Source organism: Paenibacillus sp. MER 180 (assembly GCF_023713665.1).
Lineage (GTDB): Bacteria > Bacillota > Bacilli > Paenibacillales > Paenibacillaceae > Paenibacillus_B > Paenibacillus_B suaedae.
Genome location: NZ_JAMAVT010000027.1, coordinates 12,334 through 35,596 on the forward strand (window position 1 = coordinate 12,334; position 23,263 = coordinate 35,596).

The 23,263-nt window shown below is 42.9% G+C and carries 22 protein-coding genes and 1 pseudogene; 15 read left to right on the forward strand and 8 right to left on the reverse strand.

All coding sequences use genetic code 11. The annotated features are described in order from the left end of the window. Positions 1-18 precede the first annotated feature (18 nt). The 4 genes from M3661_RS27475 (at position 19) to M3661_RS27490 (ending at position 3,424) form a co-directional block, all read left to right on the forward strand. Positions 19-1,023 (forward strand): SPFH domain-containing protein, encoded by a 1,005-nt coding sequence (locus M3661_RS27475; protein ID WP_251490105.1) that lies wholly within the window; start codon positions 19-21, stop codon positions 1,021-1,023. Between the two features lie 80 nt (positions 1,024-1,103). Continuing rightward, entirely contained in the window at positions 1,104-1,649 is a 546-nt protein-coding gene (locus M3661_RS27480) for a nucleotidyltransferase family protein (RefSeq protein WP_251490113.1), read from the forward strand. An 830-nt stretch (positions 1,650-2,479) separates the two neighbouring features. Then, a complete protein-coding gene (locus M3661_RS27485; RefSeq protein ID WP_065293499.1) occupies positions 2,480-3,064 on the forward strand; it encodes a hypothetical protein in 585 nt (194 codons plus the stop codon). Positions 3,065-3,076: 12 nt separating this feature from the next. After that, positions 3,077-3,424 (forward strand): 3-deoxy-8-phosphooctulonate synthase, encoded by a 348-nt coding sequence (locus M3661_RS27490; RefSeq protein ID WP_251490116.1) that lies wholly within the window; start codon positions 3,077-3,079, stop codon positions 3,422-3,424. A gap of 182 nt (positions 3,425-3,606) precedes the next feature. On the opposite strand, the gene M3661_RS27495 is transcribed toward M3661_RS27490, so the two are convergent. Further along, on the reverse strand, positions 3,607-4,629 hold the full coding sequence (locus M3661_RS27495) for an MBL fold metallo-hydrolase (RefSeq protein ID WP_065293497.1): 1,023 nt from the start codon (positions 4,627-4,629) through the stop codon (positions 3,607-3,609). A gap of 165 nt (positions 4,630-4,794) precedes the next feature. Here M3661_RS27495 and M3661_RS27500 point away from each other — a divergent pair, with 165 nt between their 5' ends. Further along, the gene (locus tag M3661_RS27500) at positions 4,795-5,805 is read left to right on the forward strand and encodes a fumarylacetoacetate hydrolase family protein (RefSeq protein ID WP_251490118.1); all 1,011 of its coding nucleotides are present in this window, start codon (positions 4,795-4,797) and stop codon (positions 5,803-5,805) included. Between the two features lie 92 nt (positions 5,806-5,897). Further along, a complete protein-coding gene (locus tag M3661_RS27505) occupies positions 5,898-6,479 on the forward strand; it encodes a TetR/AcrR family transcriptional regulator (RefSeq protein WP_065293495.1) in 582 nt (193 codons plus the stop codon). 169 nt (positions 6,480-6,648) lie between these two features. Here the strand turns inward: M3661_RS27505 and M3661_RS27510 are convergent, their stop codons facing one another. Further along, positions 6,649-7,215: a GNAT family N-acetyltransferase gene (locus M3661_RS27510; protein ID WP_021258637.1), complete on the reverse strand. Its 567-nt coding sequence runs from the start codon at positions 7,213-7,215 to the stop codon at positions 6,649-6,651. A 375-nt stretch (positions 7,216-7,590) separates the two neighbouring features. Here M3661_RS27510 and M3661_RS27515 point away from each other — a divergent pair, with 375 nt between their 5' ends. The 5 genes from M3661_RS27515 to M3661_RS27530 all read left to right on the forward strand — a co-directional run bounded on the left by M3661_RS27515 (position 7,591) and on the right by M3661_RS27530 (position 12,137). Next, positions 7,591-8,505 (forward strand): tetratricopeptide repeat protein, encoded by a 915-nt coding sequence (locus M3661_RS27515; RefSeq protein ID WP_251490119.1) that lies wholly within the window; start codon positions 7,591-7,593, stop codon positions 8,503-8,505. Positions 8,506-8,538: 33 nt separating this feature from the next. Then, positions 8,539-8,682, forward strand: a complete 144-nt coding sequence (locus tag M3661_RS30910) for an IS3 family transposase (protein ID WP_368072458.1) — start codon at positions 8,539-8,541, stop codon at positions 8,680-8,682. Positions 8,683-8,796: 114 nt separating this feature from the next. Continuing rightward, on the forward strand, positions 8,797-9,723 hold the full coding sequence (locus tag M3661_RS30575) for a DUF1266 domain-containing protein (RefSeq protein WP_251490120.1): 927 nt from the start codon (positions 8,797-8,799) through the stop codon (positions 9,721-9,723). Between the two features lie 409 nt (positions 9,724-10,132). Next, the gene (locus M3661_RS27525) at positions 10,133-10,390 is read left to right on the forward strand and encodes a hypothetical protein (protein ID WP_021261728.1); all 258 of its coding nucleotides are present in this window, start codon (positions 10,133-10,135) and stop codon (positions 10,388-10,390) included. A gap of 268 nt (positions 10,391-10,658) precedes the next feature. Beyond that, positions 10,659-12,137 (forward strand): alpha/beta hydrolase family protein, encoded by a 1,479-nt coding sequence (locus M3661_RS27530; protein WP_251490121.1) that lies wholly within the window; start codon positions 10,659-10,661, stop codon positions 12,135-12,137. On the opposite strand, the gene M3661_RS27535 is transcribed toward M3661_RS27530, so the two are convergent. Then, entirely contained in the window at positions 12,119-13,093 is a 975-nt protein-coding gene (locus M3661_RS27535; protein ID WP_251490122.1) for a MerR family transcriptional regulator, read from the reverse strand. The two genes, M3661_RS27530 and M3661_RS27535, sit on opposite strands and share 19 nt — an antisense overlap. Positions 13,094-13,281: 188 nt before the next feature. Between M3661_RS27535 and M3661_RS27540 the strand changes: the two are divergent. Further along, positions 13,282-13,520, forward strand: a pseudogene (locus M3661_RS27540) (MBL fold metallo-hydrolase); the annotation flags it as partial. 875 nt (positions 13,521-14,395) lie between these two features. Then, complete coding sequence (locus M3661_RS27545) at positions 14,396-15,250, forward strand: P-loop NTPase family protein (RefSeq protein ID WP_251490123.1); 855 nt, start codon at positions 14,396-14,398, stop codon at positions 15,248-15,250. 122 nt (positions 15,251-15,372) lie between these two features. Here the strand turns inward: M3661_RS27545 and M3661_RS27550 are convergent, their stop codons facing one another. The 3 genes from M3661_RS27550 to M3661_RS27560 all read right to left on the reverse strand — a co-directional run bounded on the left by M3661_RS27550 (position 15,373) and on the right by M3661_RS27560 (position 18,173). Further along, entirely contained in the window at positions 15,373-16,005 is a 633-nt protein-coding gene (locus tag M3661_RS27550) for a hypothetical protein (RefSeq protein WP_251490124.1), read from the reverse strand. 159 nt (positions 16,006-16,164) lie between these two features. Continuing rightward, positions 16,165-17,466, reverse strand: coding sequence for a sensor histidine kinase (locus tag M3661_RS27555; protein ID WP_251490125.1), 1,302 nt, complete (start codon positions 17,464-17,466; stop codon positions 16,165-16,167). Then, entirely contained in the window at positions 17,463-18,173 is a 711-nt protein-coding gene (locus M3661_RS27560) for a LytR/AlgR family response regulator transcription factor (RefSeq protein ID WP_285853363.1), read from the reverse strand. The genes M3661_RS27555 and M3661_RS27560 overlap by 4 nt, the downstream gene beginning before the upstream one ends. A gap of 195 nt (positions 18,174-18,368) precedes the next feature. Here M3661_RS27560 and M3661_RS27565 point away from each other — a divergent pair, with 195 nt between their 5' ends. After that, positions 18,369-19,760: a TraB/GumN family protein gene (locus M3661_RS27565; protein WP_065293483.1), complete on the forward strand. Its 1,392-nt coding sequence runs from the start codon at positions 18,369-18,371 to the stop codon at positions 19,758-19,760. Positions 19,761-19,986: 226 nt separating this feature from the next. Here M3661_RS27565 and M3661_RS27570 read toward each other — a convergent pair whose 3' ends face one another. Continuing rightward, on the reverse strand, positions 19,987-20,577 hold the full coding sequence (locus tag M3661_RS27570) for a TetR/AcrR family transcriptional regulator (protein ID WP_065293482.1): 591 nt from the start codon (positions 20,575-20,577) through the stop codon (positions 19,987-19,989). 97 nt (positions 20,578-20,674) lie between these two features. On the opposite strand from M3661_RS27570, the gene M3661_RS27575 reads away from it, so the two are divergent. Then, positions 20,675-21,721, forward strand: coding sequence for an alpha/beta hydrolase (locus M3661_RS27575; RefSeq protein ID WP_065293481.1), 1,047 nt, complete (start codon positions 20,675-20,677; stop codon positions 21,719-21,721). A 262-nt stretch (positions 21,722-21,983) separates the two neighbouring features. Here M3661_RS27575 and M3661_RS27580 read toward each other — a convergent pair whose 3' ends face one another. After that, positions 21,984-23,198 (reverse strand): M24 family metallopeptidase, encoded by a 1,215-nt coding sequence (locus M3661_RS27580; protein ID WP_065293431.1) that lies wholly within the window; start codon positions 23,196-23,198, stop codon positions 21,984-21,986. Between the last annotated feature and the right edge of the window lie 65 nt (positions 23,199-23,263).

Genomic DNA, 23,263 nt, shown 5'->3' on the forward strand with positions numbered 1-23,263 from the left:
AGAGACGGGGGTTAGCATATGTTTTTTAAGAATCAATTTGCAAATGTGGTGGAATGGGAAGAGTTCCGCGATGATATGATCTTTTGGAAATGGAGCAATCGAGAGATCAAAAAAGGAAGCAAGCTGATTATCCACGCGGGTCAAGATGCGATATTTATCAATAATGGCAAAATCGAAGGGATCTTTCAGGATGATGGCGAGTACAGCATTGATTCCGATATCATTCCATTCCTTTCTACACTCAAAGGTTTTAAGTTTGGCTTCAACAGCGGAATGCGGGTAGAGGTGCTTTTCGTCAATACGAAGGAATTCACGGTCAGATGGGGCACGCGAAATCCAATCCTGATTCCTCACCCGAAACTCCCAGGCGGCATGCCAATTCGTGCGAACGGCACGTTCAACTTCAAGGTGAATGATTATGTTACCTTGATCGATAAGATTGCCGGAGTCAAAGAGAGCTATCTCGTCGAAGATGTGAAGCTGCGAATCACTTCGATTCTGGATCAATTGTTAATGAAGTGGATTGCAAGAGAAGGCAAGGACTTATTCAATTTGCAGGCGAATGCATTTGATATTTCCAGAGGGATAAAGGAAGATCTGGACATGGAAGTAATAAACAATGGACTTACTATAACAGGCTTCCAGGTCATGAGCTTCAATTACCCAGAAGAAATCCAAGACATGATTACGAAGACGGCATCCTATGAGATGATTGGCGATATGCAGAAGTATCAGCAAGTTGCGATGACGGACGGGATCGCTTCCGGTGATGTACGCGGCGGGGGAATGGCCTCAGATATGGCAGGCATGATGATGGGAATGAACATGGCGAACGAGATGATGAAAAATATGAATCAAGTCCAGCAGACGGCAACAGGCGAATCAGCAGCATCATCCGATGCTAGTGCTTCCATTACTTCTGCTTCTACGGAGGGAAATCAGAAACCGAACTTCTGTCCGAACTGTGGAGCGAAGAATGAAGGCTCTAATTTCTGTCCGAATTGTGGCCACAAGCTGGGGTAACGGTGATCGTAAAACGGAAGATGGATTACGGTCGGAATGAAGCAATCATAGTTTCCAATGGAAATGAGGGTTAGTAAAGAATGCTAGAGCAACGGCTGAAACAATATTTGCGTGAGCATGAAGCGTTCATGCGTGATTTGCGTATCGTTCAGGAGCTACAACTGCCGCAATGCTATATTGCGGCGGGATACATTCGCAACTATGTATGGGACAAGCTTCATGGGTTCGATAATCGCAGCAGACATAGTGATATTGATGTTGTGTATTTTGATCGCGATGATGTATCCGAGGAACGGGATTTTCGCTTGGAGCAGGCACTGATCCAGCAGACGGGCAATGAGAAATGGTCGGTCAAAAACCAAGCGAGGATGCACACTCATAATGGTGTGGAACCTTATTTATCTACATGGGATGCACTGTATCACTGGCCAGAAACGGCGACGGCTGTCGGTGCTCGTCTGGACGAACACGATCAACTGGATATTTGTGCACCGTATGGACTGGAAGATTTATTTCAGCTCGTCGTGAGAAGATGTCAGCAGTTTCCGAATCACAGCTATTATGTGGAACGGGTTAGCAAGAAGAATTGGAAGGAACAGTGGCCGCTTATTACGATCATAGAATAAATGATTGAATATGGAATTTGTGGTGAACACGACTTCGAAATCGACGAACAGCAATACGGATTTTTCGAATAGTATCCGTCTTCTTAGCTTAATTACTGTCCGATGAAAATAGTAGACTGAAAAATAAAGTATTATACCGTGTTAATTGTAGTATCGTATATAGAGGATAGTTAGTTCATTATATGAGCTACTTTCCTCTATTTTTTGTTCAATAGAAATCTTAACAATAGCATTAACACTTTGTATAAATTATTTAATATATTGAGGAGAAAGGCTTTCGTTAGGGGGGGGTTGTGAGAGTACAAGAAGTAATTTTTAATGATAATAAAAAGAGATATAACGAAAATATCAGTAGTATCAAATAGAGATGGGAGCTTAAAGATGGCGAATAGAATTGTTGGGGACTTGGAAAATAAACTAATCATCTACGGGTACAGGAAGCCTCTGCGTTCGCATACTTAATTACCTTTTCTTCCTGAGGGAATAGTTGATGAATTTATAGATGCTACAGTGGTACGAGAGCACGCCAGTAAAGAACAAGAGATTTATCAAATTTATTACTGGATTGAAGGGGATGGAGAATTCATTTTTCGAATAATTGTCTCGTATCTCGAGGATTCAATCACCATCCTTGCAGATGATGCTAATATCGCGGTGCGTGCTTATAAGGCTCTTTGCGAAAGTTTGGCACGATGGAAGTTACATTGAAGCTAATGGGTAATGATAGTGAAGTTGAGCAAACTGCAGCAGCGGTCAGCTTTGTCATTGAAGTAACGGGCAGGATAGTTAAAATGTTATATTTTATAAAAGCAATGTAAAGGAGTGTTTTTTTGATTTCCAATAACATATATAAAAAAATCGTATCAAATGCTGAAATTCAAAATATCCTTTTGGAGTACTTTGATTTTGAAATGATTAAAGCAAGTAGAAATACGAAAGATTATTTCTTCATAATTGATTATCAAGCAACAGTTTTAGCCCAAGATGCATCTGGAGGGATTTTTGCTTTAATCGAAGATATTAAAGATTCACCAATTATATATGTTAGTTCCGAGGGACAAGCAGGTAAAGTCGGTGAAAGGTTTGAGGACTTTATCATTGTAATGGTCACTTGTCCATTCTGGAGAGATTTATTGAAATTCTCTGGAAATGGACAAGTGTCAGAAATGAGAAGGGCTCTACCATTCTTAAAAGATGAAATATTAGAGGACTTTCCAAATATTGAGGAATATAAAAATATGATTATTTCTGAATTATCCCTTTGGACAATTTCAGACCCAGTGCAATCGCTATATAATTCGATTGTTTCAGAACCTCAAATTCCTGTTTTTTCTATCGAAGGTGACAAATTTGATTCATTATTTAACTCATATGTAGTGACAGATAATCCTCACTGGAGAAACAAAGTTCAATAAGGGGGAGTATTAATGAAGAAGCGTGCTTATGAGGGATTTTCTTTAATTAAAGAAACAGAAACTGACGGTTTTATTTATGGTGAGATAACAGACCATCTTCATTATGACGATGATGTAGGTTGCTTGACAGGAGATGGATTTGTTCAAGCGCCAGATGGAAGTAGGGCAGGAGTAATCTGGCAGGTCGAGGATATTGTATCTGTTTCTGTATGTATAGAACCTGAGGAGGACAGATGGGGAGTTTATAATGTATGGTTTGACAGACCCATAAAATCGAATGCAGATATAGTTCATAATTTCCGAAGGGTGTTACCACTATTAAAAGAGGCATATCACGAAGCAACTGGTAAGAGAAATTAAACAGTAATGTTATCTGACTTTCTTAAAGTTAGGTCTTGATAAACTAGGAAAATAAAGTTATAGACTGGCATCGCTCCTTAAGCACCGATTTTAATTCCGTGGAACAATCCAAAAAAACGGCCGCTGTTCGCATCGTCTGCGACAGGGCCGATTTTTGTTTTTCGCAGACTAGCTTCAAATTGCTATTCTTGCCAAACACTCATAGGATCCCATGGCTTGATCTGATTTCCATATTTTCCGGCCAAAAAAGCTTTCATGTCTTCCAGTTTAGCAGGCACCTCGTTCCAAATTGGAAGGGGTGGTAACCCTCGTTTGCTTTTCAATAGGATGTCCACTGTAACATACAAGCGTTCTGGCTGAATCCAATGAAGGAAGCGGGAAATATCAATTTGCTTGGTTAGGGACAAGGCATCAATTTCGTCATTGTAATGCTTGTTGAACTCGCTGATCAGGTTCAGGAGGTAGTCTCTCTGCTCCTTCACGAAGTCCAGGCCGCAGATGGCGCCATGTCCTGGAACAACGATTTCGGGTTTCATTTCATCAATAATGCGATCAAGCACTTTAACCCAATTGAGGGTTCCCTCTTCGCTGTATGCCGTACAACCGTTAAACACGACATCGCCGCCGAACAGCACTTTTTCTTTTGGCATCCACAGCAGCAAGTCACTGTCAGAGTGGGCCGGAGCTACGTTGTATATCATAACTTCCGTATCGCCGAGACGGATGTTGATATCGTCCTTTATCTCAATATTCGGGAGCACCCATTCTACGCCTTCCAGGTCGAATCCTTCAAATTCCGCTGCAAAAAAACGCTCGCCCGAAGTCGATTCCGGAGAATCCTTTCCTCTTCTGATGACGCTGTCCATCCAGGCGATATTTTCGGTGAGACGCTCTCTAGACGCTTCCTTGTGCATAATAATGCAAGCATCTTCAAACACTTTGTTTCCCCAGGCATGGTCGCTGTTATAGTGCGAGTTCACCACATATGCGGGAGAGCTGCCGTTGCTTACTTCCATAAAAGCCTCCCGCATTTCCCGCGCATGGAACAAATCAAAGAACGTGTCATACACCAGCCCTTCACCCTTGTTGATGAACCCGGCATTGGCCCAACTGATGCCGCGATACGGCGAAATACCGGCAAAGACTCCATCTGCGACTTCAAAAAATTTAACGCGAGGTTTTTGGATAATACGTCCATACTTCATGAGAATTCTCCTTTGCGTATATGTTTTTGAGGTAAGGCATACTGACTATGTCTTTATAATAGAGAATGGAAAACAGAAATGCAAGCAAGTACTTGCATGCATTTATTCTATACTATATGATAATCGCAGAATAACATCACACTACATGGATGGAGGCGCTGCAACATGAAGCTAGTAACCTTTCAAACGAAGACATCTCAGGAACCTTTGTTTGGGCTTGTAATAAACAAGAAGTTTGTCGTGTCTTTTGCCGCAATTATGAATAAGCAGGGAACATTCTTTGATAGTCTTGAAAGTATGGATAGCTATCTTCATTATTTGCCGGCAAGTTATGATGCCGCTAAGGAAATGATGCAATATGCTATCGAACAGTCGCATCAATTCAATGAAAATGAAATTTGCCCGATTGCAGCAGTAAGACTGCTGCCGCCGGTTCCGAATCCGGCTGCGCTTATCGATTTCGGGCTGACACCAAGACATCTAAGAAATGCTGGTGTAAATCTGTTGGAAAGAGAATACGCAGGGCCGGAAAGAGAAAAACTTAAACGGAAATTTGATGAAAAATTCCAGCGAGATCCGAATAAAGTAACTTTCAGTTATTATAAGTGTAATCATAATGCACTAATTGGCGATGGGGATACGATTCATTGGCCTTCGTACTCTTCCTACCTGGATATCGAGCCGGAGCTGGCCTTTGTTACAGGGAAGGGGAACTGCATTGCAGGTTATGTTATTTTTAACGACAGTACTGTCCGCGACGTACAGTGGCCGGATTTCCAGGCGCTGACCGGACCGACGCGCTGCAAAGATTTTGATCGCAGCAAAGGAATAGGGCCATTTCTAGTTACGCCGGATGAAATCGACAACCCGCTGGCACTGGATGTGGATGTACGCATCGGGGTGAGACTGCACTGGAAGGGAAGCACATCCGAGTATTCTGCACACCCTGCAAAAGTGATGGAGGAGGTTCTCAAAGTTTTCACGCCGCTCCCAGGCACGATAATAGGAATGGGAATGATACCGGATTGCTGCGCAATCGAGACCGAACAATGGTTGTTGCCCTCTGACCGAATCCAGATTACATTCGATAAATTAGGCACGCTCACGCAATTGGTGCCTGATCATGTCAAGATTACGGAACCAAGCCGCTGGGAACAAAGAAGCGATTTGCTGTAAATAAACGTTTATGAAAATGATGAACCCCGATCCTGCTGCATATGCAAAACTTGTAGTAGAATAGGTTTAACATCTGCAAAAGGAGAAATACAATGCATACTTCAGACAGAATCATTGAAGCTGCGACACGGCTCATCAAAAAGAACGGCTATCGGGGAGTAAGCACCAAAGCCATTGCAACGGAAGCTAAAGTCAATGAATCTACGATTTTCCGGCAATTTGGAAGCAAGCAAGGCGTATTGGAAGCCATCATTGAAAGACACTCGGATATCCCGCAATTTGAGAAGCTGTTAAAAGAGGACGCGACCGATAATCCTGAAGTCGATCTGCTGAATATAAGCCAGCAGTACCGTTTGTTTTTCCATAAAAATGCGGACATCATTTTGATTGGCATCCGTGACAAAGGAATGTTTCCCGAATTAGACAGAGTGCTGGCCGATCCGCCGGTAAAGCTGCACTCCTTACTGGTTGAATATTTTGAACGCCTGCAGAAGAAAAAAGTTATAGCCATACAGGATGAGCGTCTTGCCGCTATGTCTTTCCTCTCGATGTGCTACGGATTTCAGATGAGCGAGTTGATTCACGGGCAATATCAGACCCAACTAGTCACCGAGGAAGAGTTCTACAAGCACAGTGTCTCATTGTTTGTTAAAGGAATTTTGTCTCAGTCATAAGCTTTGTCGATTTCTTTAATGATAAGTCTATACTTATTATATCCACTCTTTCTATTGCAACCATTATTGTGATTCGTTAGTTCTTACCATACTAAGACTCTGTGGATGTTATTGAATTAACGGGAAACGATAGCTCAATAAAATAGCGGCAGTCTAAGACTGCCGCCGTTTACAGCTCGGTAATCGGGATGAAAGGTTCGGGCTTGTCTGTGTGATCGCCTATCATTTTCTCCATCCAGATCATATCGTACCACTGATCAAATTTGTAAGCGCATTTGGTGAAATGAGCTACCTTCTTATAGCCTAGATGGCTGTGGAATTTCTCGCTGCCGTTGTCCAAATATTCATTCGGCTCACATGGATAAGAGATACATGCGTTCACGTTAATAACATTCTGCCGCTTTAAGGCGTCCTCCAAAGCATAATACAGCTTCTTGCCTAGTCCAGCTCCGCGACAATCCTGCCGTAGATATACGCTTGTCTCAACTGACCAGTCATACGCAGCACGGCCTTTAAAGACAGATGCATATGCATATCCGCCGATTCTCTCGTTTTGAAGGATTACTAGATAGGGGTATCTTTGCAGCGTCTGCCGAATTCGACTTGCAAATTCTTGGACAGTTGGTACGGTATACTCGAAGGTGATCGCCGTATCGGTGACATAGGGAGCGTAGATGTGCAACAGCTCCTGCGCATCAGATTCATCTGCCATGCGAATGTAAATATCTTGGTTCATATACGCTCGCCTTTCTATTAATGTTGTCGCAATCTATGTGTTCATGATTTTAGCATAATTCTCAGTATCGTACATCATATTTGAAGCAACAACCGGAAGAGAGCCATTCCTTCGACCAAGCAATGACGGTAGTAGAGCTTTTGCTGGAGGGGTATTCGATATGATGATTTCCGCCGATTCTCTACTAGGGAGTCGGCCTGTCCTATATCCGATAGCTGCATTAGTAGCCCTTTTGGCCGTGACGGCCGTTCTTGTATGGGGAACATACTTGTTATTCCGCCGACGGCAAGCATGTTAGTGGTGACAGAGGATGTTGGCTAGGTCTTGAGGGCTGTTGAACAAGGAAAATGATGATTATAAAGGGGAAAACATTCGTTGAGTGCCAATCAAAAAGCTATTGAGTATCTGGAAAGTAATGAATATGACAAATCTTTAGATCTTTTCCATGAAGCCGTAAGGGAATCACGTAATGTACAATCATTAAATAACCTTGCATGGATATATCTGCATGAAGAATGTGACAAGGAAACAGCCCTGACACTTATCAAAGAGGCTATTGAATTAAATCCTTCATCTCATTTTCCTTACAATATTTTGGGGGAAATTTATGTTGAGAAGGAAATGTGGCAACAGGCCGCAGATGCCTTGAACCAATCTTTGATCATACACCCTTCAAATGAAGCTTATAACAATTTGGCTATTGCCAAATATCATCTTGGACAAATACAAGAAGCTTCAGAATTTTTCCTTCAATGTTCCCGAAATTCTGATTATGCAATGTACAGTCATGTTAAGTGCTTAATCGAGCTTGGGAGAAAAATAGAAGCGAAGAAGAAACTAGATGTATTTTCTGAAGATGATGATGATTTTGTCGGTGATGTAGAAGTTGCAGAGTTATATCTTGAATTAGGCTGTTTCAATGAGTCTATTTATTGGTTTGACAAAGGTTGGGGACAGTATTGGAAAACACCAGACTGGGTTAGTAGATTCGTATACGCTTTATGTAAAACTCAAAATGAAATTCGAGCTCGTGATATCTTGAATGAAGTAATTCAACAAAAAATTGAGGAAATAAAAGAAGCTCATGAAGATGATTGTGACGAGGATTGGACAGAAAGGGAGAAAGAAGAGCACATTAAGCAATTGCTTGATGAGGAAAAAGAATATGAGCATATGTTTGAGAAAATTTCATTAGGATTTATTCCCTCGATGGAATTTAACACTTCAATGAGCTCGGGCTGTTACTTATTCGGATGTAAACGACACAATCACCCAGAGTACCAAGAATAAAAGGAAAAGTTGATTTGATGGGCTATCCACAAGATGATAGCCCATTTTTTGTTGATTATTAGCAATCCTCATTTTGGGCGGGGACATCCGTCGAATCTTCACCATCTGGAATTGGAGCTATACGATTATGTCAACTGGTTTAATAAACATCGAATTTACGAACGCTGGGATATCTGACGCCTGTTCCGTATCACCAAGAAGCCTTTAAAAAATCCTGTCTGAAATTTACTGTTGACAACCCAATATATATAATAAAGGAAAACAGGGTGTTTAAAAGGAGATGACGAATTGGTGAGTGTAATCAGCAAAGAGATATTTAAATTAGAGCGTAGAAGATTTTTTAAGAAACCTATTATTTTTATCGCCTACAATGACGGTTTCTATTTTCAAAATGTAAGTATTAAAGAAAAAGTAAACTTCGAGAATATAATTAATATTTTCATCGCAGAGCCTTACAGATTATGCGAAAAAAGATTTGTTATATTATTTAAAAGTGCCGATGGAGAAGAATGGAGATTAGATTTAACAAAGTCTTTATTAGGCAGGGGTGTAGAAAAGCTTGAAAAATTGTTTGAACAAGAATGGAGGCCACTATTAAGCAATAAAGAAACAAGTGAGACAATTAAATGGTTTAATGCGGCATATGCTATTTTTGCTGTAGCAACTTGGAGGGATTTGGGAGTGTTTGGCGGAGTGGTTCCTACCGAAGGGGCTAAAGAAGAGCAATTTTCTATTTTAGCAGCAGATTGGGGAATTGAATCCAGAGAAGAAGCAGATGAAGTTATGGAATTATTATTTTCCGGCAAGACGAATGTACAGTACATAGAAGAATTAAAAAAATCCAAAGAAGTAGCAGACCCATTTAGATATGAATTGTGTCATGTTATAAAAGAAAAAATGGGCGATAAAGGGGTTTTGGCTTGGGATTTAGTTAGACTTATCCATGTAGCTTCCATGTGCTATATTGCAGGTATCTATACGAAAGAAGAAGCATTGGATCTATGTTTACAAGCTGCAGAAGTACTGCAAAGAGTTTATTCGAGTTTTGATGAAATGGGGCAAAGCTACTTGCTTGGATATAGTTTTTGGTCTAAAGAGGACTTGAATGGAAAAACGAATGATGCAAGAGAACGCAAAGATATTCATGAAATGTTATTAAAATTAGAAAACGGCCCTTATAGCTTAGACTTTCATCTTCCATTGAAAAAAGACTGGTAATTATGAAAGGATTCGATTAGTTGCAAAACAAAAATTCGTGGCCCATTTCCACGCCGGATCAGTAATACAGATAACCTTCAGCGGATTAATTCATGTACCAAAAGTATCATTTCCATATTAATTGGGATAGCGATAGAGGTAGGATTTATACCTTCGGTTAATTCCAAGTTTGCAAACGGTAGTCGTGTTTAAAAGCACGTTGGACAATACCATCAGACCTTTGGATTTTGTACGCGAATACATTGTTAAGTCGATGGTTAAATAAATGACTAAATCATAGGGAAATAATTATTCTGCGCAAAAACAGCCAGCGATTTCTTCGCTTTAAGTTGTAAAGCAGATAAATATTTGTCATTCAACTAACTGGTACTTTAGTATAACTATTGAGTATGTAAGGTGGACGGGGACAATGGATGATACATTTGTTTGGGGGATATTTGTAGCCGATAGTTCAAAGCCATTCCCTAATTTCTTTCCAGTTGGACTATTTACAACACGCGAATTAGCTATTAACCAAATTGAAGCCATGCCCAGAGATAATAATTATCAGTTACTTCGGATGCCGATAAATAAAGACTTTTCGTATTTCCATAAAAAGAGTGGAAAGTTAGTTGGAATGGATGCTATTCATCACGAACATTTTCATTATAAAGACGAGTCAAATTAATCATTAAGCTAACGGGCAGTTTTGTTAAAAAGAAGGAATGAAATTCTGATGTGGAATATCATTTCCAAGTGGATTGTACTACATACTTTTGCAGCATTTACTAACTCAGTTTTACAAAAAGTAGACTACTTTCTTAAGCCGTATCCATGTTTAACTAAATAACAATGGGTTTATTACTAACCAAGAGTCTTGATTCTCCTCTAACAGGAGGTTTTATACTTGGATTCAGGCGGCAGCCAGAAGAGAAATCCAAGGAGGATTATAGATCATGAGATTAATTGAAATCGTGCTTGTTGTATTTAATGTACTGTTGATGGGGCGGTTAACCCTGGGGCGTCCCAAATCACAGCGCGAGTGGCTGATAGGCGGCGGCATATGTGCTGTTTTGCTGCTTGTCCATGCATTCGTGGAAGGATTGCGGTGGCCGATGATTCCGGTGTATCTGATCACACTATGGGCGATTGCGGGAGGAGCAAGACTTTTCTTCCGATCCGCAGCAATATCATCAAGCAAGCCGCGGCGGCGATGGAAGACAGTACTCTTTGGGGGAGTTGCGGTGGTTTATGCTGCCGTGGCCATTGTTCTGCCGCTCCTGTTCCCTGTATTTTCTTTTGCGGAACCTACAGGCCCCTACGCCATAGGAACAGTGACCTACCATTGGACCGATTCTCCACGGGAAGAAAAGTTTACTGAAGCCTCCGGTGATTCCCGCGAATTAATGGTTCAAATCTGGTATCCGGCAAGCTCGGAGGCTACAGGGAAAGCGGCGCCATATTTATCTGATCCTGCTCCGTATGTAGAAGGACTGCATGAATTTTTGCAGCTGCCAGAGTTTTTATTCTCAGGGTTGAAGCTGGTCAACACCCATGCTATTGCAAATGCCGGGCTGGCGGATACGGAATCTAAATATCCCGTGCTTTTGTTCTCGCATGGATTTATGGGCTACAAGAATCAGAACACGTTTCAAGTCGAGCAATTGGCAAGCCACGGCTATATTGTCGTAGGGATTGAACATGCCTATAGCAGCGTGGCTTCCGTATTTCCAGACCAGCATGTGGTGAAGTTTGATTCGGAAGGCAAGACGGGCTATGAACAAATGAAGTATTCTTTTATGGACGGGCGAAATCAAGTCTGGGTGGAAGATGCGAAGTTTGTACTTGACCAAATCGAGGCATTGTCTGCGAATGACCCTGGCGGACTGTTTACCGGCCGGATCGATCTTGAACATGTGGGCATGTTCGGCCATTCCTTTGGGGGAGCCACGACGGTGCAAATGCTGCTGGACGATTCCAGAATACAAGCGGGTATTGATATGGATGGTGTGCTTTACGGTGAAAAGCGGATTCCTGCAGACGGCTTGAAGAAGCCTTTCCTGCTCATGAGTGCTGATGACACGTTAAAAGGGGTGGACCACACCGGCGATGCAGAGATTGCCGCACTGGGAACGGACAGGAAAGAGATTGCAGCCTACTATGATGAGCTGTTTGCCCGGTATGAGCCGGTAACCGCTGCCGGGAACTATTGGATGACTTTTAAGCACAGCAAACATATGAGTTTCTCGGACCTGTATCTGCTCACCCCCTTGTTTGAATGGATGGAAGGGGTGGACGTGCGCAGAACACATGAGCTGATTAACGAGTACACGCTTGATTTTTTTGACCATTATCTAAAAGGGCAGCCCTTGCAATATTTGGACCGTAACCTTGGAGACCATCCGGAGTATACACTTCAACAAGGAGCGGAATGAGCGTCCTCCTGTCTGAGTCTCCATTGTAATCCTTGCATCAGCAAGGCGTTGCCTCTTACAACGACGTCCCATTTGGAATTGAGATGCAGGCACAGTATATTGAAGCGTTCCATCCGTTCGGTAGGAGCATGAAGCATGGATTGAGCGTATTGGCGGAAAAAGGCGGCTTTATCGCTGAACTGTTCCGGACTCGCATACATCATCACAAAATCTTCAACAATAGTTTGTACAACAGCGCTGTCTGCTGATAATCTTTGTTGCAGGGCCGCTTCCACCCGGACCCGGAGGTTCTCCAGCGTTCTGATCCAGGCCGCAGCGGGAACGCGGGGGTGCCTGACCATATTGAAAAAGGGCAGTTCGTAACGGACAAGATCCTCCATGTACTGCGAATCGTTCATAAGCGCTTGCAGTTCGTTCCAAGCTACGGTTTGCCCAGCTGTCACTTTAACTTCATTGACAATATATTTATTGAACAAATATAAAAAGGTATCCTGCCATTCGGACGGCAATTGGCCGAGCGCCTGTATTTCTTCTATTTTGCTGGAGATGAACCGCTTTCGCTTATCTGCACTCATGGACAAAGAGTCGACCAGCTCATTCATGTAATGCAGGGAAGTGCCTGTTGAATCATGCTCCTTGGCTTGGCGAAGAATCGAAATCATATTGGTCAGCGTACTGACCTGGGTCTCCAGCGCTTCAATCTGCCAGTTGAGTGCTGTAGTGAGCTGAATCTCTCCGTCCATTACTTGGCGGATCTCATCAATGCCGAAGTCCAGATAGCGCAGCGTTGTGATCAGCCGCAGCTGGGAAATATCTTCAGGAGTATATAACCGATGTCCGCCTTCACTGTGGCTCGATGGTTTCAATAGAGCAATGTCGTCATAATAACGGACGGTTTTAACGGTCGTGCCCAGCAGCTTGGCCACCTCGCCGATGGTTTTGGTATCTTTACGCAAGTGATCGCCCCTTCGGTTGGAATCATACGATGTTTGAAATTAATTGTACCGAAAGAAATGGCGATTTTCAATTTGCTTGGTTTACCTGTTATTCACCCGTTGGATCAGGTTAATGATTAAAAATTTTTAAATGGTTAGAATACTCGGTAATCGAATGTTTCACAAATATGCAGTATGGAGGAATAAAAATGAAGATAATAGAACTACCAATTGAATTTGAATTTAATGGACAAAAAGAAACCATTTATCCTAGCTTAATTATATTGAATAATGAATTAACCTTGGTCGATACAGGGGCTCCTTATATGACTTCAAAGAAAAGTATCCTTGGATTAACATTATAGCTAGTGAAATTGAATCAAAATACATTAGTGGTGAAATGAAGTCAGAGAGATTGGTTCAAGCCGAAGAAATGCTAGAAAATATGACAACATATAAGCTCTCGAAATAAACAACATTATGTAAGGGATGAATGAAGTTCGCTCCGGAGCAGTCCCTTGAAACCTTTTTAGGTAAGTAGAGGTTACCGGTATAACTGTTATTCATTAAAGTGAGAGCTTTTTTTATTAGTATTTTTAAAGGCTCTAATTTAGGGTGGTACCGCGGCTCCTCGTCCCTTTGGACGAGGGGCTTTTTGTATTCAATGAAGTAGATAATTGGTTAAATTTTCAATGATCATCTCAATTTAACATAAGGCTCGGTAGCTCAGTCGGTAGTGCATAGGACTGAAAATCCTAGATTCTGTCCTGATCGATTATTCAAAGGCCTAACCTTCTTGTCTTCCACATTATCGCATGTGATACGGGATCAAAGCCCCAACTAGCTTAATCATGGTTTAACAAGTAGGGGGAATGAACGGAATAGCACTCGGGATCCGAGTCCCACGGGCAGAAATGTTCGATCCCCAGCTACCTTAATCTTATGACCATACAAAAAGGAGGTCGACCAGAAAGTTCTGGTGACCTCATAATACGAATGGGTAGGTTTGTATGCAAAGCCCCTACTTGTATTTATCTATGCGTAATGTTAATCTGAACAATAGAGATGCAAACAAAGGAGCATTAAACCTTATCATGTTGATTACTCTGTAAAGATTAACAGTTCGAAAAGATGCCTGTAATAGTGACTACACTATGTTATTTGGCATGCTTTTCTTTAATCTTACAGGGTATGCAGGGAAAGGTATATCATAAACCCATTCTGCGGATACCTGATGGTATCCGCTTTTATTTTCGCGGGAAACCGCATCTCAATTGATTCTTACCTGCTTATCCTCCTAATAACGAATGGAGGAACTATATTATGAGATCGAAGTTAGTCTTGATTGAGGGGTTGCCAGGATCCGGGAAAACAACAACTGCTGAACTAGTTCATGAAATTCTTACGGAAATGAACATTAAATCTCAGCTGTTTTTAGAAGGAGATCTAGATCATCCTGCTGATTATGACGGAGTCGCCTTTTTTAAGGAAAATGAATTCGATGAATTATTGAGTACCCACGAAAAGTTCAAAGATTTGTTGAGTAATCGTATGATTAAAGATGGTAACAATTACTTCCTAGAATATCGGAAAGTAAAAAACGAATACGATTCACGTTTTCCAGATGAATTGCTACATGCAGTTTTCAAAAATGATGTGTATGAATTGTCACTAGATCTGAACAGGAAACTGATAACAGAGAAATGGAAGAAGTTTACGGAGAGTGTTTTGAATGGTACAGACACCTTTGTTTTTGATTGTTGTTTTATACAAAATCCTGTAACTATGGGGATGATTAAATATGCTGCAAAGAAGGAAGACGTTATAAGTTATGTCAAAGAACTGGCAACAATTGTGGAGCAACTGAATCCATTGTTGATTTACGTAGAACAGAACGATCTTGAACATTCTTTCAGAAAGGCTGTAAAAGAAAGACCTCAAGAATGGTCAGAGGGATTTATAGAATATTATACAAGCCAAGGGTATGGAAAAAAGCAGAGTTACAAAGGGTTAGAAGGAACTCTGCAGGTTCTTAAGGCAAGAAGGGAGTTAGAAGAAGAAATATTTAATGGCTTAAACATAGCTAAGAAGAAAGTGGACAACTCTTCCTATCATATTAACGATTATAAGCAAGTTTTAGTGGGGATTTTATCAGAATATTTTGACGCAACAAACTAACGAGGATCTACTACACTAAACGGGACACGTTAACGCAATGGAACAGCGACAGTCTAGGACTTTATATTCTCGTCCGAAGCTGTCGCTGTTCCAGCTTCTCAGGTCAGTTTAACAGCGTTCGTTTATTTATTGTCCTCCACTGCAACAGAGAGCAGATATTCTGCTACATTCGCAGGCACTTCAGAGTAGAACTTCCGGATGGGGGCAAGAGAAGGTACAGGTTCCATTACCATATAGTATCCATCCTTATTTTTGTATAACGTGTTTCGGCTGGTTTCGTAAAGTTCCCCCGTATTTTTACCAAACACGGTTTTCGTCTTTTCCGACCACGTTACATAGACAAGCAAGTCCTTCGCATCTTCCGGGATGGAACGAAGGTATTTCCAACGCTCAATATGGAGGTTTTTTGTAAATTCGAAGATTTGCTTATTGTCTGTGATCGTATGCAATAGACTGCCATCGGTAATGGAGTGAACTTCTATTTTCTGTTTTTTTTGTGCCATACGATCCTTGACATCGTCCCATTCTATATTTTGCACATCTTCATCTTCCTCAATCTCTGTAGCGACTTCGTCCCAGACAGCGTTTTGTACGGTCTCATTCACGAAATTAGCTGTATCTTCTAATTCCTCAAGACCTTGGACACTTTCTACAATCTGGTTTGTTATTATGCCTGATGAACAACCGCTCACAAGCAATGCTGCCGCCAGTCCGCCAATCAGGAGTATATTTTTCTTGTTATTTTTGTTACGCATCGTTTTCCCCCGTTCCTTTAATGCCAAACTGATAATCAATAACCTACAAGCAAAATCGTTCGCACACAAAAGAGTGCTGCAACCATTCAGATTGTAGCACTCGATCCCTTGGAGATTATGCACTTGTAAAAAATCGACGGGGTTTTTGTCAAAATTGGGTTACCTGTCATACAAAGCAATCCGAACTAGGAAAGAATGGTTTGAGCTTTCTACATCCATGGTGCCAAGTTCATCCACGGCTTTCTTCACGTTCTTTAATCCTAATCCATGGAAAAACGGTTCGTTCTTCGTAGACACAGGCAATCCGTTGTCCCATTTCTGAATGGGGCTCGCTGAATTCTCAATGCGGATGAATAGCGTGTGGTTGATGTAGGACAGGTTGATGCGAACCCAACGCTCCCCACACTGTAATTCCCTGCACGCCTCTCTCGCATTATCCATCAGATTCCCAACGATAATGACGGCTTGTTCAAATGACAGCTTTAAGCTAGAAGGTACATGAATATATGTTTCGACGGTGACTCCCTCGTGGAGCATTTCGGCGATTTTGATGTTCAATATGGAATCCAAGTATTGGTTCCCGGTTGAAATCACGGTTTCAATTTCTTTGAGCTGGCCGGATGCAGCGTTTAAAAAGCCAATGAGTTCGTTGTTGTTGTCATCCTTAGCCGCCAACTGCTCGGCAGTTCTGATATAATTCCCCATATCATGATGCAGTGCCCGAACCTGCTGATGGGCGGCCTCTAGTTCCTTGTAATACCTATGCTGTAATTGCACCTGCTGTTCCAGCATGGTGTTCTCCCGTTCTGTATGCATTAGAGTAGAGAATTTATCAAAAACCACAAACAGCGAAAGATTAATGAACAAAAATATGAGACTAATTGGAATTTCCACGGTCAGCGAGTAGGGGTCCTCCCTGTTAGAAATATAATATTCCATAACGCCTAGCGCTGCCGTACTGGCTACGGTAATGGCCATAAGTAAAAGCCAAAGATGAAAAGGGATAGACCACTGTTTCCCTTTGTCCGTTTTTCGGATAAGTTCCAATAACAGATAAAAACCTACGTGACATAGAATAAGTGTTAGCCAAATGCTCTTCTCTTCGATTGGTGTAACGATCAAATCGTATAATAGAATCCAGAAATAGGATACCGTTAAAAGTATCCCGATATATAACACCTTTTTTTGGCGATTCGGCGGATAGCATAGTAAAAAGAACATACTGCATAGCACGGTGATGGGTGGAAGCGCCGCAGGGCGGACGGGATTCAGAACCATTCGCAAACCGCATGTTATAGCCAGCATTGCAATAGCGGCTGCTGCATACAGCTTGATGTGATTGATCCGAGCCTCTCCAAACACTTTGTTAAAGAGACGCAGGATAAATAGAATCTCGATCATGCTAAGAACGACTTCAAGCCCAAAAATGATCGCATCGGTAGTTGTCTGAAAATAAGTCATGGATTGCCGCTTCTCCGTTCTATGAAGGACAGATGTGCTTGTTTCACCTCGTTCAGATAGCGCTTGCTGATCGGCAATTGCGTTTCGTCTTGCAAATGAATAGCCATTTTGTTAATGGAGCGGATGTACTCCATATTCACCAAGAATGAGGCGTGAATCCGGCAAAACAGATTCTTATCCAGCCCAGACAGGATGTCCGCGATTTTTCCGTAAAACTCATAGGTATCTCGATTGGTATGGATAATTACTCTTCTTCCTGCCCCTTCAAAATAAAGAATGTCACTGGAGCGAAGCTGGTATTTGTCATGCCTGATCTGAAAAAAGAATAGCTGCTTCGACACTTTGATGTGTTCTGCAGCGTCCAGCAAGATGGGGGACAACTTTTGAGCAGTTACAGGCTTTCTTAAAAAGCGAAACGGCAAAACTTCAAAAACCTCATATACATATTCTTTATGGTCTGTGATAAAGATAATGATCGCATTTCGATCCTGCTCCCGGATAACTGAAGCAATTTCAATTCCATTTTGGCCAGGCATTTCAATATCAAGCAGATAAATATGATAATGTGACCCGGCCTGCAAGCATCTTAGCAAGTCAGCGCCACTATAAAACACATCGCTGGAGAATTCCATTCCGGACATGTTTGAAAGTAGATCCTCAATATCATTTGCAACATTTCTATCATTATCACATATTGCTATATTCATTACAGCCACTCCATTAAAAACCAGATAGCTTGATTTTATAATATTTTTAGGAAGCCTACAATTTTGTTACATACAGATATTTTATATTTTGTTTACAAATCTATTAGGATAACATTGCCTTTCACTAGGTTAAGCGCTATAATCGGTAGGGTTTGGAGATCTACACTACATATATGCTATAAAGGGGGAATCTTGGTGAAGACTAGCAAATGGGATAAGATCAAACGTAGTCTGGCCAGCGGTCTCGTTGCAGTAGTCGCAATGCTCGGATTTGTCATTCCGGCACAGGCGAATCAAGCGCCAGTCAAAGCTCCGCAAGTAAGTTCTTGGTCGATCAGCGTTCTGAATGAGGGAGAAAAGTACGGAATATTCCCACTGACGTGGTACACAGACGGTACTTTCCAACAGCCAATATCAACAGATAAGTTCCAAGCACTCTTGAAGGCAACTTCTGCGAAGCTGGATGCACTGGAATTAAAGAAAAAGAATACGTTCACAGCACCAGCAACCGAGAAAGTCATTACGAGAGAATCAGTAATCAATGCAGTATACGGGGTATTGGATCAATATGAAATGCCAGAATCGATGAACATCGGCACGGACGAGCCGGTTGCTTTCTTCCAGAAGAAAGGGATTGTTAACGGAACGGGCAAAGGCCTTGACCTAGACAAGCCAAGTACGGTTGAGCAAGCGGTTGTTATGGCAAGCCGTCTTGTAGAATACACGTATGATGCTGTTGACGGTGGAGCGAAGGGGCTTCTCTGGAAGGCAACGAAAGGTCAAAATACACTTTACTTGCTCGGATCGATTCATGTCGGCACTCCTGATATGTATCCGATGAAGAAGAGTGTGCGGGATGCTTTCAAGCAGGCAGATTCGTTGTGGGTTGAAGCTAACTTGCTAGGCAACAAAGATATGGACTACTTCACACAGTCGATGGCGTACACAGATGGTACAACATTGATGGATCATGTCTCGAAGGAAACGTATGCGAAGCTGCAAAAGGCATTAGAGCAAATGCAGCTGCCGAAGGATGTCTTTGACGGTTTCAAGCCGTGGGCCATATCGAATAGCCTTACGCTTGCTGGCATGACTGGTTCCGCAGAAGAGATGACGCAAGCTGCTGCACTTGGCATTGATTCCTACTTCATCAATTCAGCATTGCTTGCTGGCAAGCCAGTTCACGAACTGGAAGGCTTAAAGTTGCAAGCTGATATCTTCAATAAGGTTCCAGTTGCGACGCAAGAGAAGGAATTGAATGACGCATTGGATCACATGTTGACACCGACAGGCAAGCCGGATGAGTCTATGGAGCTGTTACAATCTTGGCAGAAGCTATGGGTGAAGGCGGATCTAGATCAGTTCACGAAATCCTTCATTAGCTCGGAAGAGATGACACAAACTGATTCGGCAAAGCGCTTGTTTGGCGAACGCGACAAGAACATGGCGAAGAAGCTAATGGAGCTGTTGGATAAAGAAGGATCCGCGACGCACTTTGTCGTTGTAGGTGCGGGCCATTACGTGATCCAAGATATGGTCGTTGATCAGTTGAAGGCGAACGGGTATCAAGTAGAATTCGTGAAATAGAATAGTGGAATAGAGAGGCTTATCCTTATGTCACTGACTGGTGGCGAGGATAGGCCTCTTTTTCTCGTAAGAGATATCGTTCCTCTAATTGAATCATTATCTTGAATTGTACTACGAGCAGAGAACGGAAAAAGACCGATTATTCACCCCAGGGGATGGATATCGATCTTTTACTATGCCCAACTCTGAACCCCGAAGTGAGTTCATTTTTCAATTATTTTGCCCATCAAGTACACAATGAATGAAGATGATCATTCAGAATTCGCTCAACACGCTCGGCTTGCAAGCGCTGCGGCTGAAGGATGAGGTGAAGGGCGAGCCCATCAAGTAGCGCATATAATTTCTCAATTTCCATTTCGTAGTCGAGATCTGGCTTGGCCAACTGCTTCTCCTGCAGCAGGTCTATCACGTATTTGGTAACATAATAAATCCCATCATTCAATTCATGACTTAAATGTTGCAGCTCGGAATGGGTGAGCGTCTTGGATGTAAACGACAGCCATGCTTCCATTTCGGTTCTTCGGTCTTCGTCGATAGGCATGAACTGCATCAGAAGCTGAAGCAGGCTGGGAAGTATTCGATCATCGAGCACAAGCGTGGATAAACGTTCCTCCACCTGCTCGCGAAAAATATTCATGCAAAAGGCAAATAGCTCAACTTGTGAAGAAAAATAATGACGCAAGGAACCAACAGATAAACCAGCTTCTACCGCAACCGTTCGAACGGTTGCATGATCAAGCCCCTCGCGCTGAATGACGCGAATAGCCGCTTCGGCAACAAGTCTTTTTCGTTTTTCATGATCAACAATTTTTGGCATGTCCCTATTATACACGCTTTACCGTTTTTATACAGCATGCTATACTTCTTTTTAATACAATGTATTAAATAAAAAGTGGAGAAGGAAGGGATACGGCATGCCGAGCGAGCTCATAAGCAACACGACCATAAGGAAGGCACGTTGGAAAAAAGGGTTATTGTTTTCTTTTTTGTTCCTCATCATTCTGATTGGTTCAGGATTTGTGTATGAAATGATTGCTTCGAAGCTCGGAGAGCAAGCCTTCCCTATGCAGGGCAAGCTTATTCAGATTGACTCTGGCAATTACCAGCTTCATCTGCAGCGTACTGGCGAGAGCCGGAAAGGTGTTCCTACCATCATCATGGAAGCAGGAAGCGGGGAGACGAGTTTATCTTGGGGGGACATTCCCGCACAGCTTGCCCCATTTGCCACTGTCGTGACGTATGATCGTGCAGGTTATGCCTGGAGTACGAAGGCGCGTACGGAACGAACAGGAGAACATATAGTGAGGGAACTGCATGAAGCACTCGACAAAGAGGGAATTAAGGGGCCTTACATCCTAGTTGGGCATTCCTTAGGCGGCATGTATGCGCGATTATTTGCTCAGACCTATCGGGAAGAAGTGACCGGGTTAGTGTTAATTGACGCTAGAACAGAGGATTACATGCGGGAAACAGCATCAATCTATGCGCAGGAAACCAATCAAGAAAGGCCATCCGCTTTCTTACTTGGACTTATGAAGAGCTCAGGCGTGCTGCGCCTGTTCCAAGATTCCTTGCTGGAAGGGCTGGTTGCAAAGGAAAAGCGTTCGCAGTTCATCAATGTGATTGCGAAGCCAAGCTATTTCGATGCCGTTGAGGAGGAAGTGAAGCTGCTTGGGAGCACGGAAGATGCAATTCGTGGACAGAAGCTGGGAGATATACCGGTAAGAGTGATTCCACGAGGGATTCCACACCCTTTCTCAAATGCAGGCATTTCAGAACAAGGCGCGAAGAAGCTTGAGGAAATCTGGCAGGCAGGCCAGCGGAGAATGCTGGACATTTCAATGAACAGCAAGCTAATTGTGGCGACGAAGAGCGGGCATATGGTCATCAATGATGAACCACAGCTGGTGGTGGACGTTACGAAGGAAGTTCTGTCATTGACTACCGCAACAAAAAACTAAGGATCACATGCAACGGTGTAGTTATGCTACAAGAGCTGGGATGGTTATAAACAAATCTCAACTGATGCTGATGTGTAGATGTGTAGTGTAGGGATATACAGCAGTGGACATACAAAAAGGTCAGGATACAGCGGATTGCTAGTTCCTGACCTTGATTGGTATGCAGCCAAGCTGCTGGTATCAGAGCTGGTATCAGAGCTGGTATCAGAGCTGGTATCAGACGCTGGTATCAGACGCTGGTATCAGACGCTGGGCTTGAGAATTACAGAGCTATCAGATCCCGGGACAACGTATTCAACCGTTCGATTCCGCTGTCTGTAATGAGCACCATATCCTCGATCATGATTGAGCCGATACCGTAGCCGTAGTAAGGGGTTTCCAAGCAAATCACCATGCCTGGCTGGAATATCGTGTTTTCAGACGGACTTAGAAATGGTGCTTCTTCAGCTGCCAAGCTAAGACCTGCACTGTGTCCTAAATGACCTCGATTGTAGGCAGGCAGACCTGATTGACGGATAATAGACATGGCATCATTGAATGCATGCTTCATCGGCATACCGGGTTCGATAATCTTCAATAGATGATCATGTCCAGTTCGCAGCGCGTTGTAAATGCGCTTTACCGGATCGGATGGTTCGCCGAGCACAAAGGTACGGGCGATGTCCGAACCGTAGCCGGCAACATCTACACCAACATCGAACTTAATAACGTCGCCAGCTTGGCCGGGTCTTGTATCAAAAATATGTGCAGGCGCGAAATGATCGCCCACAGATATCATATGGAAGCGGGAAGGGGAGCCGTTCGCATGAGTCAGCAGCGCTAGCCGGAACGCATCCGCGATCTCAGCTGCTGAACTGCCAATGTGAATGCCCTTGATCGCTTCAGTGATGCCAATCTCGGCATATGCGCAGCTCTGACGGAGCTGTTCAACCTCCCATGGAGTCTTGAGCATACGCAGTTCAGTGAAGATTGCGCTGGCTTCCGTCAGTTCGACATTCGGCAGAGCTCCTTGCAGTGCTTGTGCAGCTGCGTATTTCATGGAGCCTAGTTCAACTGCAATCTTGCCTGTACTTACTCCGTAATCAGCGAGCACGTGTTGGAGCAAGCCGAACATCTCTTGAACTTGATGATTGACGGGGCGTCTCCCTTCATACTTATCACCCCGCAAGCCAAGTGGATCATCGACATCGACCCAGGTCGGGTACGTTCGCAGCTCGCATTGAGGAAGGTCATTCGGAACGCCAGCCGCCTCGAACTCATTCATAATAATGACCGTCTGGCGCGATGGATCGCGGAACATAACGGCCAATGCGACTTCGCTCATGCGCAGCGTATACATAAATGTGCTGGGGTGGCCCGACAAGTAATAGAAATTTTCGCAGCCGCTTGCCACAATCGCTTCTATGTTCTCTTTTTCCATAATGGAACGAGCCCGTTCCGCGACACTGGCCAGATGCGCTGCTTTGTCGAATTTCATGCTGTACACTCCCTTTGCAGAATTCTTATCTTATCGTAACGACCAGATCATTCCGAGCTTCTGTT

Bases quoted from the DNA above. Each gene is read 5' to 3' on its own strand.
- M3661_RS27505 (WP_065293495.1), top strand. From the start codon at position 5,898: ATGCATACTTCAGACAGAATCATTGAAGCTGCGACACGGCTCATCAAA.
- M3661_RS27570 (WP_065293482.1), bottom strand. From the start codon at position 20,577: ATGCCAAAAATTGTTGATCATGAAAAACGAAAAAGACTTGTTGCCGAA.
- M3661_RS30910 (WP_368072458.1), top strand. From the start codon at position 8,539: ATGATAGCCCATTTTTTGTTGATTATTAGCAATCCTCATTTTGGGCGG.
- M3661_RS27525 (WP_021261728.1), top strand. From the start codon at position 10,133: ATGGATGATACATTTGTTTGGGGGATATTTGTAGCCGATAGTTCAAAG.
- M3661_RS27500 (WP_251490118.1), top strand. From the start codon at position 4,795: ATGAAGCTAGTAACCTTTCAAACGAAGACATCTCAGGAACCTTTGTTT.
- M3661_RS27475 (WP_251490105.1), top strand. From the start codon at position 19: ATGTTTTTTAAGAATCAATTTGCAAATGTGGTGGAATGGGAAGAGTTC.
- M3661_RS27480 (WP_251490113.1), top strand. From the start codon at position 1,104: ATGCTAGAGCAACGGCTGAAACAATATTTGCGTGAGCATGAAGCGTTC.
- M3661_RS27495 (WP_065293497.1), bottom strand. From the start codon at position 4,629: ATGAAGTATGGACGTATTATCCAAAAACCTCGCGTTAAATTTTTTGAA.
- M3661_RS27510 (WP_021258637.1), bottom strand. From the start codon at position 7,215: ATGAACCAAGATATTTACATTCGCATGGCAGATGAATCTGATGCGCAG.
- M3661_RS27555 (WP_251490125.1), bottom strand. From the start codon at position 17,466: ATGACTTATTTTCAGACAACTACCGATGCGATCATTTTTGGGCTTGAA.
- M3661_RS27545 (WP_251490123.1), top strand. From the start codon at position 14,396: ATGAGATCGAAGTTAGTCTTGATTGAGGGGTTGCCAGGATCCGGGAAA.
- M3661_RS27580 (WP_065293431.1), bottom strand. From the start codon at position 23,198: ATGAAATTCGACAAAGCAGCGCATCTGGCCAGTGTCGCGGAACGGGCT.
- M3661_RS27490 (WP_251490116.1), top strand. From the start codon at position 3,077: ATGAAGAAGCGTGCTTATGAGGGATTTTCTTTAATTAAAGAAACAGAA.
- M3661_RS27550 (WP_251490124.1), bottom strand. From the start codon at position 16,005: ATGCGTAACAAAAATAACAAGAAAAATATACTCCTGATTGGCGGACTG.
- M3661_RS27575 (WP_065293481.1), top strand. From the start codon at position 20,675: ATGCCGAGCGAGCTCATAAGCAACACGACCATAAGGAAGGCACGTTGG.
- M3661_RS27560 (WP_285853363.1), bottom strand. From the start codon at position 18,173: ATGAATATAGCAATATGTGATAATGATAGAAATGTTGCAAATGATATT.
- M3661_RS27530 (WP_251490121.1), top strand. From the start codon at position 10,659: ATGAGATTAATTGAAATCGTGCTTGTTGTATTTAATGTACTGTTGATG.